Raw genomic sequence first — 16,217 nt, 5'->3', positions numbered from 1 at the left:
GAAGCCGCGTTGCTGCAATTCAGGAAGAACCGGCTCATCGCGCGCGAAAACCGCCTCCCGGCACGGTTCTTCCTGCAGACGAGCGCCGGTCAGCGCGCCTGTGCCCCCGGGTAGTCGGCGATGAGTCGCGCAGCCTGATCGGCAGCAACCCCGATCGCGGCCTCTGGCACTCCGAGCAAACGCAGGCAGCCGCGGGGCACCGTCGCGGCATATTGAGCACGCGTCTCGAGACCGCCCCAGTATCGCTGCGCGACGATGCTCTCGACGAGACCGAACACCAGGGAAAAGTCTGTTTCGGGCACCGAAAGCGACTCGCCGTCGATGGCACGGGCCTCGGCACAGCTGCGCGCGAGTTCGAGGTAGCGACCCTGAAGAGTGGTGAGTTCGGGTCGGCCGCTCTCCTCCTCTTTCGCCGCAACATCGGGAATCCGAGAGAGCACGTGCATGCTCCACGGATCGTTCAAGATGACGTCGAGATCGTAGGCGGCCAGCGCATACAGCTTCGTCTCGGGCTCCGCCGCTACCGCCCTGAGCCACTCAGAGAAGCTGACCGATGGCGACACTGTTCCATCGAGCAGCGCCACCACGATGCTGCTCTTGTCGGCGAAGTGATAGTAGAGCGAGGCCTGTTTGATGCCGACGACCTGGGCGATCTGCCGGGTGGTGGTGCCCTCGTAGCCCTGCTTCGCGAACAGGCGCGCGGCCACATCGAGAATCTCGTCTCGCGTGTTCGTGTCCGGCTCAGCCTGAGGCGCGGAACGCGGGCGTCCTGGCCGGCGGCGCACGGCGGGCCGGCCATCGCTGGGCAAGGGAGCGTGTGCGTCAGCAGTCATCGCGGGAACGCCTCCGTGGGTTGTGTGATCAGATTTCCAGCTTGCACTATCACCGACATCGCGCGCGGCCGCGCGAGCGCGTGGATGTCGAGGAGGGGATCGACGCTCGTCGCCACGAGGTCGGCGCGCTTGCCCACCTCGATGGTGCCCACTTCATCGTCGAGGCGATTGAGCCGGGCCGCGTTCGCTGTTCCGGCGAGAATCGCCTGCATGGGCGTGAGGCCGAAGTCCACGAGGAGCCCGAGTTCGCGCAGGTTGCCGCCGTGCGTGACGATGCCGGCGTCGGTTCCCAGCGCCACAGTCACGCCGGCGGAGATCGCGGCCCGCAGCCGTTCGCCCGCCCTCTCGATGGTTTTCTGGCGCTTGGCACGCACCCAGGGCGCGGCATTCGACGACACCTCACGTGTGAGCGTCGAGAGCGTCGGAACCAGAACCGTGCCCCGCTCGATCATCATCTCGATCGTGGCGTCCTCGATGAGGTAGCCGTGCTCGATGCTGCGCACGCCTGCTCTCACCGCGGCGGCGATACCGTCGGCTCCGATGGCATGAGCCGCAACGCCCGCGATCCCGTGCCTGTTCGCCTCATCGACGACGGCGCGCATCTCGGCCTCACTCAGCCCGCCACCCTCGGGATGGCTGCGCGGACTGCCCATGCCACCCGTCGCGGCGATCTTGATCCAGTCGGCCCCCTCTCGAATGGCCTCCCTCGTGATCCGCACGAATCCGTCTGGTGAATCGGCGATGGCCCCTGCGCCGGGGCCGGAGTCGAGAGCCAGTCCGTTGATGGCACGCGGGTCGCCATGACCGCCCGTAATGCTCAGGATGCGCAGAGCGACCAGAAGTCTCGGACCGTCGATGACGCCCCGGTCGATCGAATCCCGAAAACCCGAGTCGGCGCCGGCCAGGTCGCGCGCGGTCGTGACTCCCGCGAGCAGCGTTGCGCGAAGGTTCGGAACCGCGCGCAGTGTCTTCGCGCTCTCGACCTCGGTGATCGCCTCGAGAGCACTCTGATCGGGATCAGTGCTGGCGTGAATGTGGCAGTCGAAGAAGCCGGGCATCAGCGTCAGCCCGCGGGCGTCGATGCTCCGGATGCGGTCCGTCACGTCGGGCAGCGAAAGGCGGCCGGTGGGTGCGATGGCCGCGATCACTCCGTCGTCTACCAGAACGTCGCACGCATCGCGGGGCGCTCCGCCGAGGCCGTCGATCAATCGTGCATGAGAGAGGAGGAGTGCAGACATGGACTCGACTTTCGTAGCGGGACATGTCCAATGTAGCAAATACCTGTCAACGATAGATTTTACACTCGCGTAACACGGGGCAACGGGCGCGAAATACCCGCGCGTTAGTTTTTGTCAGCGATAGATATTCGCAACGGCACCTCATTCGGCGCCGACACGTCCGCTCCCGAGAGGTCCGTACCCACGATGATCCAGAGCCCCACCCCGCGCCGCGCCCGCCCGACCAGACTACGCACACGAGTGCTCACCGCCGCGGCCCTCGTCGCCGCATCCGCCCTGGCGTTGACGGCGTGCGCGCCGAGCACAGGCGGCGACGCGTTCGCCTCCGGCGACACCTTCAAGGTCGTTCTTCTCGGCGCCTACTCCACGCCGCCCGACCCCGACGTCAACTACGACGGCCCCGGCCTCAACATCATCCAGAACACCTACGAGGGTCTCGTCGCCTACGAAGACGGATCGACGACGGCCACGATCGTTCCGAAACTCGCCACCGACTGGACGGTCTCGGACGACTCGCTCACGTACACATTCGATCTGCGCAAGGGCGTGACTTTCCACGACGGCACCGACTTCACGGCCGACGCGGTCATCGCATCCTTCGCTCGTCGCACGTCGGTGGATGCCGGACCCGCCTACATGGTCGGCGACGTCACGGGCGTCACCGCGATCGACGACTACACCGTCGAGGTCACCCTGGCCGCACCCAACTCGGCCTTTCTCGACTACCTCGCCTCGCCCTTCGGTGTGAAGATGATCAGCCCCACGGTTCTGTCCGAGCAGGCCGGCGACGACTTCGCGCAGACCTACCTCACCGACGCCGATGCCGGCACAGGGCCGTACGAACTGGGCTCCGTTACGACGGGCCAGTCGTACCAGCTCACCGCCTACGACAAGTACTGGGGTGACAAGCCTGAGTTCACGACCGTCGACCTCACACTGTCTGAGAACGCATCCGCCGTTCAGCTCCAGCTCGAGCGGGGCGAGATCGACGCGGTACTCGGTGACGTCAACAAGACGAGCTTCGAGGACTACTCCTCGAACGCCGATCTCGATGCGTCGACCTTCGCGAACTTCACGACCCAGACGGTCTTTATGAATCCGCAGTCGGCGATCTTCACAACAACCGAGAATCGGGCCGCGCTCTTCTCGGCCATCGACACCAAGACGATCCTCGAGTCGTCGATGGGCGAGCTCGAGGTGCCGACGACGCAGCTGTTCCCCGCCGGCATGCTCGACGAATCGCTCGACAGCCAGGGCGTGGAGTACGACCCGAACGCCCTCGCCTCGCTCGCCGCCTCGGGCATCGCCGCCGGCAAGACCATCCGCATCGGATACGCGGGCAGCTCTCCTGACGGAAAGGCCGTCGCCGACGAGCTCGGCGCCAACCTGTCGAGCGCGGGCCTGCCGGCGGAGTCGATCTCCTACGGCGCGGGCACGATCTACGGACTGGCAGACGACCTCGCGGCGGCCCCCGACATCGTGGTGATGTCGGTCTTCCCCGACGCGGCCCACGTCGACGCCTGGGCCCGCATCCTGTACACGCCGAAGGGCGGCCTCGACGTGATGGCCGCCGAGGTTCCAGGGCTCACCGACGACCTCGATGCCGCGCTCCTCGCCAGCGACAACGAGCCCTACGGAGCAATCGCGAAGAAGGTCATCGACTCGAAGTACTGGTACTCCATCGGCTCGCTGCAGACGACGACGATCACACGCTCCGGCCTCACGGGCATCGATGACGCCCGCAACCTGCTCGAGTACAACGTTCTGCACTTCGCGGCCCTCGGAAACGCGTAACGGCACACGATGAGCGCTCCAGTTCCCGTGGTCGACGTCGATGACCTCAGAGTCACTCTCCGCCGCGGCGCCACCGAGGTAGAAGCCGTTCGCGGCGTCTCCCTGCAGGTGGGCCGCGGCGAGATCCTCGGCATCGTCGGTGAATCCGGATCGGGCAAGAGCGTGCTCGGCCTGAGTCTGATGGCCCTGCTGCCCGCATCGGCCAGGCCGATCGTGACCGGCCGCATCCGGGTTCTCGGAACAGACATGGTGGGAACGAGCGCGAACGACGATCGACTTCTGCGCAAGAAACACATCGGAGCCGTCTTTCAAGATCCGATGACCTCGCTCGACCCCACCATGACGATCGGCAAGCAGCTCGGCGAGGTCACGAGCGACAAGCGTGAGATCGTCAAGCTGCTGGCCGACGTGGGGATCGCCGACCCGGAGACGCGTCTGGAGGCGTTCCCCCATCAGCTCTCGGGCGGCCTTCGCCAGCGCGTGATGATCGCTCTCTCGCTGGCACGCAACCCCTCGCTCATCATCGCCGACGAACCGACGACCGCCCTCGATGTGACGGTGCAGGCTCAGATACTCGACCTGCTCCTCGAGCTGCGCGAGACCAGGGGCTGCAGCGTGGTCTTCGTGACACACGACCTCGGGGTGGCCGCCCAGATCTGCGACAGGATCGCGGTGATGTACCAGGGGCGCATCGTCGAATCGGGCGATGTCGAAGCAGTTCTCGGGCAGCCCCAGCACGACTACACGAAGGGGCTGCTCGCGTCGAAGATCGATCTCGACACACCCCGTGATCGCCCCGTGTCGAGTGCGCACGGCGCAGGTTCGGCCGACCATCTTCCCGAGGTCTGGCCTCCCGTCGTCATGGGTACCCCCGCCGTCTCCGTGGTCGACGTGCACCGCACGTTCAGCAGCGGTCCGATCTGGAAGCGGAGGCACCTCGAGGCCGTTCGCGGGGTGTCGCTCGAGATCGCGCAGGGCGAGTCGGTCGCCCTGGTGGGCGAAAGCGGATGCGGCAAGTCCACGCTGCTCCGGCTGGTGGCCGGCCTCGACTCGCCGACGTCGGGCTCCGTCACCGTGGCCGGTGACGTCGGGCCGCAGATGATCTTTCAGGATGCCGGCAGCTCGTTGACCCCCTGGCTCACCGTCGGCGAGTTACTCGGCGAGCGGCTCAGAGCGGCAGTCCCTGGGATCACGCGACCCCAGATCGATCGCCAGATCGCGGAGACGCTCGAGCGCGTTGGGCTCTCCCCCGAGGTCGCGCGCGTGCGCGGCGCAAGCCTCTCGGGCGGACAACGGCAGCGCGTCGCGATCGGTCGGGCCGTCATCGTGCCGCCGACGGTTCTGCTCTGCGACGAGCCGACCAGCGCCCTCGATGTCTCGCTCGCCGCTACCGTTCTCAACCTTCTGGGTCGCCTTCGCCGGGAGCTCGGCATGTCTGTGCTCTTCGTGACCCACGACCTGGCCGCAGCCCGTCTCATCGCCGATCGAGTCGCGGTGATGAACGGCGGACGCATCGTGGAGATCGGTGATGCGGAGGCGGTCTGCGCGGACCCGCAGAACGACTACACCCGTGCACTGCTGTCGGCGATCCCCGGAACAGAGCTCAGGCGCCCGACGCGAAGCCTGACCGACACCCACAACGAGGAGGGCGGCGCGTGACCGCCATCGAGACACCCAGCACGGCCCGAAGCTCGAAGAAGTGGGCCAGAATGACGGAGCTGCGACGCCACACCACGGCTGTCGACATGGTCGGCCTCGTCGGCCTGGCCCTGCTCGTGCTCATCGCCCTGTTGGCCCCGATGCTCGCTCCGTACAGCCCGATCCTCCGCGCCGGCGAGACGTTCCTGCCCCCGGGCAGCCCCGGCCACCTGCTCGGCACGGACGGCGTCGGCTACGACATTCTCTCGCGCATGCTCTTCGGTCTGCGGTCGAGCATCGCCTCTGCCGCGATCGTGATCACGTCAGGCGTCATCATCGGCGGAATCGTCGGAGTGCTCGCCGGCTCGCTCGGCGGCTGGGTCGACAACGGCCTCATGAGACTCACCGACCTGTTTCTGGCCTTCCCCGGCATCGTCATCGCCATGGCCGTCGCCGCCGCTCTCGGCGCCAGCTTCTCGAGCGCGCTCATCGGCGTGGCCGTGGTCTGGTGGCCCATGTATGCGCGCTTGATCCGAGGCGAGGTGCGATCGTGGGCGGCCCGCCCGCATCTCGAGGCTGCCATCCTGGCGGGTGTGCCGTGGTCTCGCCGGGTTCGCCGGCACCTTCTGCCCGGGGTGACCAGCACGGTCATCGTGACCGCGAGCCTCGACGTCGGCGGTCTCGTCGTCGCCATGTCGGGCCTGTCATTCATCGGGTTGGGCTCGCCCGCTCCCGCACCGGAGCTCGGATCCATGGCCGCACAGGGAATGGAGTATCTGCTCCAGTTCTGGTGGATCCCCGTCATCCCGGGGCTCGGAGTTCTCGTGCTCGCACTTCTGGCGAACCTCGCCGGCGACGCCGTGCGCGATCTGCTGAGCCGACGTTGAGCGAGAACGACCGGGCCGGCTCACTCGCCGGGCCCGCCCACAGCATCCGAACCCCATCGAGCACGAAGGACTGTCGCTGACATGATCATGTTCATCATTCGTCGCATCGCGTCGATGCTCGGCGTGCTGTTCGCCCTCACCGTGGCCCTGTTCGGTCTGCAAGAGCTCAGCGGCGTCGATCCCGCGCGCGCCTATGTGGGAGCGAACGCGTCGGCCGAGGCTCTGGAGCGCACCCGCGTGCAGCTCGGCCTCGACCAGCCCGCGATCGTGCGCTATTTCGACTACCTCGGCGGCCTGTTGCACGGTGATCTCCAGAACTCGCTCCGCACCCGCACGCCCGTCGCCGAAGGCCTCTCCACCGCCTTCCCCGCCACGGTCGAACTCGCTCTGTGGTCGCTGGGCCTCGCGCTCGTTCTGGGCTCGATCTTCGCGGTTCTCACCGTGACGCGCTGGAAGGGCGCGGGCATCGTGCGCGTCGTGCTGCTCTCGGGCGCCTCCGCGCCCACCTTCCTCCTCACCATGCTCGGGCTTCTCTTCTTCTACGGCCAGTTGGGTCTGTTGCCCTCCGGCGGACGCTCGTCGTTCGGGTCGACCTCGCCCGGCCCCACGGGGCTGTTCGTTCTCGACGGGCTGCTGGCCGGTCGAGTCGACGTGGCGACGGATGCGATCTGGCACCTCATCCTGCCCGCCGCGTGCGTGGCGATCTCGCCGGCCGTCGCTATCGGCCGCGTTCTGGTCGACGGGCTGCGGATCAATCTCGTCTCCGATCACGCTCGCACCGCGCGCTCCGCGGGCATGCCAGAGGGGCTCGTGATGCTGCGGCACGCGGTGCGCAATTCCCTCGGCGCCACCCTCTCGATGATCGGCATCCAGGCCGGCCTCCTGCTCGGCGGCCTTGTGGTGGTCGAGAAGATCGTCTCGTGGCCGGGGGTCGGAAGCTATCTCGACAAGTCGGTGCAGGCCAGCGACTTTCCCGGCATAGCCGGCGTCGCCCTGCTCCTCGGAGTCGTCTACGTCGTGCTCAACACTCTCGTCGATCTGCTGCAAGTGGCTGCTGACCGCCGCCTCGTCCTCAGCTGATCAGCCGCACCACAACGGGCATCGCCCGCTTCGAAAGGAAATAATGAACATCGTTGGAAACACCGTCCTCATCGTCGTCGACATTCAGGGCGGCGAGATTCCGCGTGAGGAGTCACGCACCGAGATCCCCTACATGGGAGGACGAACGGAGCGGGCACCCCGCGTGCGGGAGATCATTCGCCACAGCCGCGAAAAGGGCATTCCCGTGGTGTTCATCCAGGAGGTGCACAAGCCCTCGCTCATCGACATCGGCCGTGAGCTCGACGGCGCCGAAGGGCCGCACTGCATCGAGGGGTGGGAAGAGACGGAACTCGCCCCGGGCATCGACCCCCAGCCGGGCGAGTTTCTGATCAAGAAGCGGCGCTACTCGGCCTTCTTCGGCACCGAGCTCGAGATCGTGCTGAAGGCGTACAAGGCCGAGACCCTTCTGCTCATCGGCGGGCTGACCGATGTGTGCGTGCACTACACCGCCGTCGACGCGCACCAGCACGACTACCGTTTCCGCGTGCTCACAGACTGCGTCGGAGGGTCGACGCAGCAGGCGCACGACAACGCCCTCCAGGCGATGCACTATCTGCAGAGGGATTCGCTGGTGACGGCTGCCGACGTGAACGGCTGGCTCGACACGCTCGAGACGCCCGAGCCCGCTCCGCTCGTGCACGAGCTGCTTCGCTGAGGTGACCCCGCACATCCGCATCGTTTTATGGCATGACTGACGCTCGCGAGCGGCGCCCTCGACTCTGGCCGCTGGCTCTCGGAACGTTCGCGATCGGCTTCGGTTCCAACGTCGTCACAGGCCTCCTGCCTTCGATGTCGACGGAGCTCCACGTGGGCTTCGCCGATGTCGGACGGCTGGTGAGTTTCTATGGCATCGCCTACGCCATCTCGACTCCGCTCGTCGCGCTCTTCGGAGAGCGACTGCCGCGGCGGGCGCTGATGCTCACAGCCCTCGCCCTCTTCGCCGCTGCAAGCGTCGCAACGGCGCTGGCCACCGACTACGAGACCCTCTCCGTGATCCGCGCGCTCAGCGCGATCGCCGCGGGAGGCTTCACCCCGACGGCCACCGTGCTGGCGTCACAGCTCTCGGCCCCCGCCATGCGCGGGCAGGCACTGGCCACCGTGTTCGGCGGGCTGACCACCGCGACCGTCGTCGCGGCGCCGGCCGGCAACATCCTGGGCCCGGCGATCGGCTACCGCGGCGTCTACCTCATGACCGCGGGTCTCGCGGTGATCGCCTTTCTCGCCGTGATGCTGCTGGTCGATCGTTCTCGGCTCGGGCCGGTGGATGCGCCAGCAACGGTCAGCATGAGTCCGCCCGGAGTCGAGACGGTGGCGCCGGCAGGTACCTCTGTCTCGACCCCGAGCCGGTCACCGGCCGCTGCGTCGGGGCGACGCGGTCTGCCCTCTCCGCTCGTTGCGCTCGTTCTTCTCGTGTCGATGGTCGAGACGATCGCGGCCTTCACGGTGCAGACGTACGCGTCGCCGCTGTTGACGGCCATCTCGGGTGCCGACGGCGTCTCGCTCAGCGCACTGCTGCTCTCATATGGAGTCGCTGGCGTTCTCGGCAACATCGCCGGTGGCCGCATGGCCGACCGGCTGGGGGCGGCGCGCACCCTGTGGCTGTGCTTCTTCGGGTGCACGGTTGCACTCGTTCTGCTTCCCGTCGCCGGGGCGACCGTTCTCGGCTCCGCCATCGTCTTCGCCGCGTGGGGCTTTCTTGCCTGGGCAGGTAACGCCCCTCTGCAGGGAATGCTCATTCAGCTCGCCGGACGCTTCGGCCAGCTCGTCGTCGCCCTCAACTCGTCGGTGATCGCCCTCGGCATAGCGGCAGGCGCGATCATCGGCGGAGCCATCATCGGCGGAGGCGCAATTCTCGGCGTGGCCTACTGGGGAGCGGCGATCATGGGACTCTCGCTCGTGCTGGTGACGTTCGTGGTGCGAAGCAAGCAGCTCGCCGCCTGACCTGCGGCTACACGACGGTCAGGGCTACACGACGGTCAGAATGACCCGCTGGTACCCCTTCAGCGCTGGAACCCCGCCGTCGACCGCCTCGACGATCGCGTGGATCGTCTGCCCGGCGACCGCATCGCCGGGAATCTCGACGACGGTCGCCGTTGAGCCTTCGCGCGAGAGCTCGACAACTCCGTCGTAGCTGCCCGCCTCTCGGTAGTGCCACCATCGCACCGCCACGGCGTCGCCATCGGGATCCGAGACAACCGCCGACAGCTCGAGCTGCTCACCTGCCCGTACGTTCAGATCGACCCGCTCGACCGTCACGACGGGAGCATGATTCGCCCCGCCGAAAGTGGGCTGAACGCTCCACTGCAGTCGCGCCGCGAAGTCGTTCTGGGCATCGGCGAACCACCTCGTCACTGAGTACTCATCAAATGCTGCTTCATTGGGCGCCGCGCCATCGGCGCGCGTGTCGTTCGCGCCATGCGTCTCCCACATATCGGGGCCGTCGTCGACGCGTCGCGCCCGGCCGCCCCATCCGCCGTGCCCCGGATGCTCGTGGCCGCGCAGCCCGGGAACCAGCAGGTTGAGCATGTTGGTCGTGTCGCCCTCGGAGATCCACTCGCCGAGCGGCTGCGGGTCGACCCACACGGCGTAGCCGAGCTCTCGCAGCTCGTCGGCGCTCAGTCCGCTCAGGTGAAAGTAGTCAGTGAAGTCGCCCGGCACCATCTGGCGCCCGTCGCCCCAGGTGCGGTAGAGCGCGCCGAGCGGCCCGACGGATGTGACGTGGTCGCGCATCCATTCGGCCCCGAGATACTGCAACTCGGGCGGCTCGATGACCCGGCGTGCGAGATAGCCCCAGGCCATGGTGGCCACATCGGTGACCCGGATGTCGGGCCAGACCGGACGGATATAGCTGTCGTAGGTGCCGTCTTGCGACGCGAACTTGGTGATCACGGCCTTGCGCGAGACGGCGGCGTGGATCTCGGGCCACTCGGGTGAATCGGCGAACTGCTCTTCGATCGACATCAGGGCGCGCGCGATGGTGCTCGTTCCGGCCCACACCTGCAGGTGAACGGGTCGGTCGTCGTCGTCGAGCAGCGTTTCGGCGATCAGCCGGGAGCCCGGAGTCTCTTCGGAGACGTCTCCCTCGAACTCGACGTTGCCCATGCGCACGACTGCTCGCAGGGCATCGGCGCTCGGGTACCGGGGGTCATGAACGAGGAGGTTCGGGTGCACCTGCTCGTAGGCGTCGATCGCGTCGTCGATGAACCGTTCGCCGGGAGCCCAGCGCCACGACAGCTGCGGCTCGGTGTACTCGCGGTCGGGCAGGAAGAACGGCGTCTTTCCGTCGCCCGACCAGTGGAAGCGGCTGCTGGCGTAGACGAGGCCCGCGACGTCGAGCTCGTTCGTGTAGAGCAGAAAGCGGATCATCGAGTTGAGGTCGTCGAGCTCCGGGTCGGCCGTTACGATGGTGCGGGCGCGGGCGGGGCCGACGGAGGAGACATCAACGCTGAGGGTCATGGCTCAAATCCTAGCGAGCGCTCGGTTTTTGGCAAGCGGATGTGGTCTTGGTACTCCGCCTCCCATTTGGCCTCGGGCAGGGCAGACTTGTATCACCGCCCTCGATCCAGTGGAGAACCATGTCTGAAGCAGTCGTCGTCACCGTCACGTTCCGCCCCGTCGCCGGTGCGCGTGACGAACTCGTGAAGGCCCTCTCGGCGGGCATCGCCGAGGTGCACACCGAGACGGGATGCGAGCTCTACGCGATTCACGACGCTCCCGACGGAACGATCATCATGCTCGAGAAGTGGAGCTCGGCCGAGGATCTCGATGCCCACAGCAAAGGCGACATCGTGGCGCGCATGAACGCGACGCTCGTCGGTCTGCTCGAGTCCGCACCCGAGATCACCCTGCTGTCGCCGATTCCTGCGGGAAGCAGCTACCAGGGCAAGCTCTGATGGCCGGCGCGAGCGCCGGCGGCACCGGCTCGGGCCGCGAACTCGTGATCGTGGGCGGCGTCTCCGGGTCGGGAAAGTCGACCGTCGGAGCACTGCTCGCCCAGCGCCTCGAGGTGCCCTTCATCGACGCCGACTCGCTGCACCCCGAGGCGAATGTCGCCAAGATGGCGGCCGGCCTGCCCCTGGATGACATCGACCGCGAGCCCTGGCTGGTGCGCATCGGCGAGGTTCTGGCGGAGCACGACTCCTCGGGCCTGGTACTCGCGTGCTCGGCGCTCAAGCGTCGCTACCGCGACACCATCCGCTCGGTTGAGCCGTCGACGATCTTCATCACCCTCTCCGGGCCTCGCGAGCTGATCGCGGCCCGCATGAACGCGCGCACCGAGCACTTCATGCCGGCATCCCTGCTCGACTCGCAACTCGCGGCGTTCGAACCGCTCGAGCCGGGCGAGACGGGCGCCGATGTCTCGGTCGACGCAGACATCGACGACATCGTCACCGCGGCATTCCGCGTGGTGCGCCCCGCCTGACACTCCAGCGCCGCAGCCGCCGACGGCCAGCCGCAGATGGCCAGCCGCAGGGCCGGCCGTCGGCATCCGGCGCCCGTTTTCAGGAGAAACGAGCCTCTCGCGTACGAAACTCGCTCATAACGCCTGTTTTTCCTGCAGAGCAGCGCGCATCCCGGGAACGACGCTCGCCGGGGTCAGGCCCGCAGAGGGATCGACCCCACCAGCACTCCGACCGCGAGCATGGCGAGCGAGACGACCACGGCCCGCCACAGCACTTTCTTGTGGTGATCGCCGAGGTTGACGTTGGCGAGCGAGACGAGCAGCAGGATCGCCGGCACGAGCGGGCTCTGCAGATGCACGGGCTGGCCGGTGATCGACGCGCGGGCCATTTCGACCGGGGTGATGCCGAAGTGCGACGCGCTCTCGGCGAGAACGGGCAGTATGCCGAAATAGAACGCGTCGTTCGACATAAAGAACGTGAACGGGATCGACAGCACACCGGTGATGACGGCGAGGAAGGGACCCATCTCCGCCGGGATCCCTTCGGTGATCCAGGAAGCCATCGCAGTCACCATTCCGGTGCCATTGAGAACGCCGACCAGCACTCCGGCCGCGAGAACCATCGAGACCACGCCGACGATCGACGGCGCGTGGGCCACGATCTCGTCGGCCTGACTCTTGAGCTTCGGAAAGTTCACGATCAGCGCGATGGATGCACCCACCATGAAGACGAACGCCAGCGGAAAGAGATCGAGAACGAGCAGCACCATAACGGCGACCGTCAGAATGAGGTTGAACCAGATGAGCTTCGGGCGCAGCGTCGCCCGGTTCGGGTCGAGCATCGTGTCTGCCATGGCCGTGTCTGCGGCATCCACCAGCGACGTCGCCGCGACCGCGCCACGGGCGCCGCGCACGGCGACGAAGTTGCCGGTGTGCAGTGTCACGGCCGCGCCCGGCTTCGACCCGGCGCCGCGGAACAGGCGGGGAGCGCCGAAGATGCCGTCGCCGCGGGTTCCATCGATGCGCGTGGTGTCGATCGACCCTGCCAGCCGTCGACGCTCGCCCAAGCCGAGGAACCAGGCGAAGGCGAGGGTGATGATGAGCCCCGCGCCCAGGGAGGGCAGCATGGGAACGAAGATCGCCGTCGGCTCCAGCGAGAGGGCGGATGCCGCGCGCACCGTCGGGCCGCCCCAGGGCACGATGTTGAGGGTGCCGTTCATCAGACCCGCCACGCAGGTGAGCACCACCGGGCTCATTCCCAGCCTCAGGTAGATGGGCAGCATGGCCGAGGTCGTGATGATGAACGTCGTCGATCCATCGCCGTCGAGAGAGACCGCTCCTGCCAGCAGCGCGGTGCCCAGCACCACCTTCGCCGGGTCGTCGCCGAGCAGGCGAGTGATCAGCCGGATGAGCGGATCGAAGAGACCGACGTCGATCATGATGCCGAAGTACATGATCGCGAACATCAGCAACGCGGCTGTCGGCGCCATGGACTTGATCGCGTCGATCACCATGTCTCCGAGTCCGAACCCCGCGCCCGCAAAGAGGCCGAATATGGTGGGCACAACGATCAGCGCGACCATCGGGGTCAGTCGACGGGTCATGATGAGCGCCATGAACGCGAGGACCATCGCGAATCCGAGGGCGACCAGCGTGCCGTCCGATGGAGTGAAGGCCAGGTCGTAGCCCTCCTCCTCTGCGGCGGCGGCCGCGAGGCCAGTGAGAACCGGGGGCATCTCGACTCCTTTGTCTGCGGTCTACGCACATCGTCGACCGGATCCAGTGAATCTAGGGACTTCTCGCCTGCCACGCGCGCTATCTCTCATTGGCGGACCTTCTGCGCGAAGCGCGAGTTCAGCGCATTATGCTCACGGTGGAGGAATGATGAGGTTCGCAACCCGGGTGGTGCTGTTGCAGACGGCGACGGCCGTCGCCGTGGTCGCGGTCTGCGCCGTGGTCTTCCTGCTCCTCGGCATTCAGCAGTTGCGAGCCGAGGCCGAGACTTCTGCTCTCAACATCGCTCGCACTCTCGCCGTCGACCCGCAGGTGCGCGCCGACGTGACCGAGATGAGCGCCGACCCGGGCACGCCCAGCGCGGCCGAGCTTCGAGACGGCGAACTGCAACGACTGGCCGGCGCGGTGACCGAACGCACCGGCACGCTGTTCGTTGTGATCACCGACGATCACGGGATTCGCCTCGCCCACCCCGACGCAGACGCTCTCGGCCAGCCCGTCAGCACCGATTACCGCGAGGTGCTCGCCGGAAAAGAGGTGGTGACCTGGGAGCAAGGCACCTTGGGTGTTTCGGCGCGGGCGAAGGTGCCCGTGCTGCCTCCCGACGGCGAGGGCACTGCACCCGTCGGCGAAGTGAGCGTGGGGTTCGAGCCGTCGAGCGTCTTCTCCGATCTCCCTACACTGATCGGCGGAATCGTCGCCGCGGCCGGTGTCGCTCTGCTGCTGGCGGCACTCTCCGCGATGCTCTTACGACGACGATGGGAGCGCCTGACGCTCGGCCTGCAGCCCGAAGAACTCGTGGCGCTCGTGCAGAATCAGGCAGCGGTGCTCGACGGCGTCGGCGACGGCGTCGTGGCACTCGACGCCGACGGCATGGTGCGTCTGTGCAACGAAACCGCCCGCGAGCTGCTCGACCTCGCCGATCCGGAGGGCAAGAGCCTCGCCGCTCTCGGCGTCGCACCGGACATCCTTGTGGCCGTGCGCGAGGGAACGGCGGGAGACGGCATCGTGTCGGGAGGTCGGGTGCTCTATGTCGATGCGCAACCGGTGCGACGCGATGGGCGCGATCTCGGCACGGTGCTGATCGTGCGCGATCGCACCGACCTGATGGCGCTGAGCGAACGCCTCGAGACAGTGCGTGCGATGACGAGCGCGTTGCGGGTGCAGCGACATGAGTTCGCCAACCGTCTGCACGTGGCGGTCGGCCTTCTCGACGCAGGTCGCGGGCCCGAGGCGCGAGAGTTCCTCGGCGAACAGCTGCAACGCGGTCCGGTTGACTACCCCGTGGAGAACATCGATCTGATCGGCGACGCGCTGCTGCACGCGCTCATCGGCGCGCATGCGCTGGAAGCGGGCGAGCGCGGCGTACGCCTCTCTGTCGCTGCCGACTCGCTGCTGCTGTCACCGCTGCGCGAGGTCGAAGACGTGGCCGCCGTGCTCGGCAACCTCGTCGACAACGCCGTGCGGGCCGCGGTCGCAGGGAGCGAGCCGCGCAGCGTGAGCGTCGGCTGTTACGGCGACGGGCCCGACCTCGTGCTGACCGTCTCCGACTCCGGGCCGGGCGTCGCGAGCGACGTCGGCCTCTTCCATCGCCGCGAGAGCTCTCGTGACGACAGCTCTCGTGGCGAAACAGACCGCATCCATGGGCTGGGAGTCGGTCTGCCTCTGTCGCGAGAGCTCGCCCGCCGTCGCGGCGGCGACGTCTGGCTCATCGAATCAGGCAGACCGGATGCCGACCAGCCAGGCCCGGGTTCCGCCCAGGCTGCGGGCTCGGCTGCTGACCGGGGCGCCTCGGGCACTGACCGGGTCGCCTCGGGTGCCGTCTTCGGAGCACGCCTGCGCGATGTGCTCGAGACCACACCACTTGAGGTCACATCGCTCGAGACCGCACCCCTTGAGACCGCTCACCCCGCAAAGGACGTTGCTCCATGACCGCACCTGTTCGCGTCCTTGTTATCGAAGACGACTTTCGCGTCGCAGGACTGCACCGCGACATCGTCGACGAGCGGCCCGGTTACCTGGCCCTCGAGCCGGCCCGGACGCTGGCCGAGGCGATGACGACGGTTCGCGCGGAGCATCCTGACCTGCTGCTTGTCGACGCATTTTTGCCCGATGGCGACGGGGTCGCTTTCATTCGCGATGTCGGCGTCGATGCGTTCGTGCTCTCGGCTGCGACCGACGCACGCACCGTGCGGCGTGCGCTGCGCTCGGGTGCGCTCGGTTATCTGGTCAAACCGTTTGCACGGTCTGCGCTTACCGACTTGCTGGATCGTTATCTGCGCTTTCGCAACATTCTCGACGACGACCGCCCAGTCGCCCAAGAAGACATCGATCGCGCGCTGGCGATCCTCCGAGCGGGCGGCGACACACTCTCGGTCTCTCGTTCCGCGACCGAGCAGGTGCTTCTCGAGGCGCTCGGAGATGCCGAGTCGTCGGCCTCGGAGATCGCCGACCGCGCCGGAGTTTCGCGGGCCACCGCGCAGCGGCATCTGTCGGCGATGGCCGGGCGCGGAGTGGTCGATGTGCGGTTGCGTTATGGCACGACCGGTCGCCCCGAGCATCGCTACCTGCGGGTGCACGCGTGAGCCCG

At 67.3% G+C, this 16,217-nt stretch carries 14 protein-coding genes; 10 read left to right on the top strand and 4 right to left on the bottom strand.

All coding sequences use genetic code 11. The annotated features are described in order from the left end of the window. Positions 1 to 89: 89 nt before the first annotated feature. Complete coding sequence (locus TZ00_RS03710; protein ID WP_052521253.1) at positions 90 to 833, bottom strand: TetR/AcrR family transcriptional regulator; 744 nt, start codon at positions 831 to 833, stop codon at positions 90 to 92. Beyond that, positions 830 to 2,071, bottom strand: coding sequence for a metal-dependent hydrolase family protein (locus TZ00_RS03705; protein ID WP_044439458.1), 1,242 nt, complete (start codon positions 2,069 to 2,071; stop codon positions 830 to 832). The genes TZ00_RS03710 and TZ00_RS03705 overlap by 4 nt, the downstream gene beginning before the upstream one ends. Positions 2,072 to 2,257: 186 nt before the next feature. Between TZ00_RS03705 and TZ00_RS03700 the strand changes: the two genes are divergently transcribed. The 6 genes from TZ00_RS03700 to TZ00_RS03675 all read left to right on the top strand — a co-directional run bounded on the left by TZ00_RS03700 (position 2,258) and on the right by TZ00_RS03675 (position 9,432). Then, complete coding sequence (locus TZ00_RS03700; protein WP_044439457.1) at positions 2,258 to 3,865, top strand: ABC transporter substrate-binding protein; 1,608 nt, start codon at positions 2,258 to 2,260, stop codon at positions 3,863 to 3,865. A gap of 9 nt (positions 3,866 to 3,874) precedes the next feature. Next, positions 3,875 to 5,524, top strand: coding sequence for an ATP-binding cassette domain-containing protein (locus TZ00_RS03695; protein ID WP_044439455.1), 1,650 nt, complete (start codon positions 3,875 to 3,877; stop codon positions 5,522 to 5,524). Beyond that, on the top strand, positions 5,521 to 6,390 hold the full coding sequence (locus TZ00_RS03690) for an ABC transporter permease (RefSeq protein WP_202965818.1): 870 nt from the start codon (positions 5,521 to 5,523) through the stop codon (positions 6,388 to 6,390). The genes TZ00_RS03695 and TZ00_RS03690 overlap by 4 nt, the downstream gene beginning before the upstream one ends. A gap of 81 nt (positions 6,391 to 6,471) precedes the next feature. Continuing rightward, positions 6,472 to 7,470 (top strand): ABC transporter permease, encoded by a 999-nt coding sequence (locus TZ00_RS03685; RefSeq protein WP_044439453.1) that lies wholly within the window; start codon positions 6,472 to 6,474, stop codon positions 7,468 to 7,470. A gap of 43 nt (positions 7,471 to 7,513) precedes the next feature. Then, positions 7,514 to 8,146: a cysteine hydrolase family protein gene (locus tag TZ00_RS03680; protein ID WP_044439451.1), complete on the top strand. Its 633-nt coding sequence runs from the start codon at positions 7,514 to 7,516 to the stop codon at positions 8,144 to 8,146. 32 nt (positions 8,147 to 8,178) lie between these two features. Beyond that, the gene (locus TZ00_RS03675) at positions 8,179 to 9,432 is read left to right on the top strand and encodes an MFS transporter (protein ID WP_052521250.1); all 1,254 of its coding nucleotides are present in this window, start codon (positions 8,179 to 8,181) and stop codon (positions 9,430 to 9,432) included. Positions 9,433 to 9,456: 24 nt separating this feature from the next. On the opposite strand, the gene TZ00_RS03670 is transcribed toward TZ00_RS03675, so the two are convergent. Continuing rightward, the gene (locus TZ00_RS03670; RefSeq protein ID WP_044439449.1) at positions 9,457 to 10,947 is read right to left on the bottom strand and encodes a DUF1593 domain-containing protein; all 1,491 of its coding nucleotides are present in this window, start codon (positions 10,945 to 10,947) and stop codon (positions 9,457 to 9,459) included. A 119-nt stretch (positions 10,948 to 11,066) separates the two neighbouring features. On the opposite strand from TZ00_RS03670, the gene TZ00_RS03665 reads away from it, so the two are divergent. Beyond that, positions 11,067 to 11,384: a putative quinol monooxygenase gene (locus tag TZ00_RS03665; protein ID WP_044439448.1), complete on the top strand. Its 318-nt coding sequence runs from the start codon at positions 11,067 to 11,069 to the stop codon at positions 11,382 to 11,384. Beyond that, a complete protein-coding gene (locus TZ00_RS03660) occupies positions 11,384 to 11,914 on the top strand; it encodes a gluconokinase (protein WP_044439447.1) in 531 nt (176 codons plus the stop codon). The genes TZ00_RS03665 and TZ00_RS03660 overlap by 1 nt, the downstream gene beginning before the upstream one ends. 173 nt (positions 11,915 to 12,087) lie before the next feature. Here TZ00_RS03660 and TZ00_RS03655 read toward each other — a convergent pair whose 3' ends face one another. Then, positions 12,088 to 13,629, bottom strand: coding sequence for a CitMHS family transporter (locus tag TZ00_RS03655; RefSeq protein WP_044439446.1), 1,542 nt, complete (start codon positions 13,627 to 13,629; stop codon positions 12,088 to 12,090). Positions 13,630 to 13,777: 148 nt separating this feature from the next. Here TZ00_RS03655 and TZ00_RS03650 point away from each other — a divergent pair, with 148 nt between their 5' ends. Then, complete coding sequence (locus tag TZ00_RS03650; RefSeq protein WP_238579569.1) at positions 13,778 to 15,559, top strand: sensor histidine kinase; 1,782 nt, start codon at positions 13,778 to 13,780, stop codon at positions 15,557 to 15,559. Further along, positions 15,556 to 16,212 carry a response regulator gene (locus tag TZ00_RS03645; RefSeq protein WP_044439445.1) on the top strand — a complete coding sequence of 219 codons (657 nt, stop codon included), beginning with the start codon at positions 15,556 to 15,558 and terminating at the stop codon, positions 16,210 to 16,212. Before TZ00_RS03650 ends, TZ00_RS03645 begins: the two co-directional genes overlap by 4 nt. Positions 16,213 to 16,217: the final 5 nt, after the last annotated feature.

It is taken from the genome of Agreia bicolorata (assembly GCF_000938265.1).
Lineage (GTDB): Bacteria > Actinomycetota > Actinomycetes > Actinomycetales > Microbacteriaceae > Agreia > Agreia bicolorata.
The sequence above is the reverse complement of the archived record's forward strand: the minus strand, read 5'-3'. Positions and strand labels throughout refer to the sequence as shown.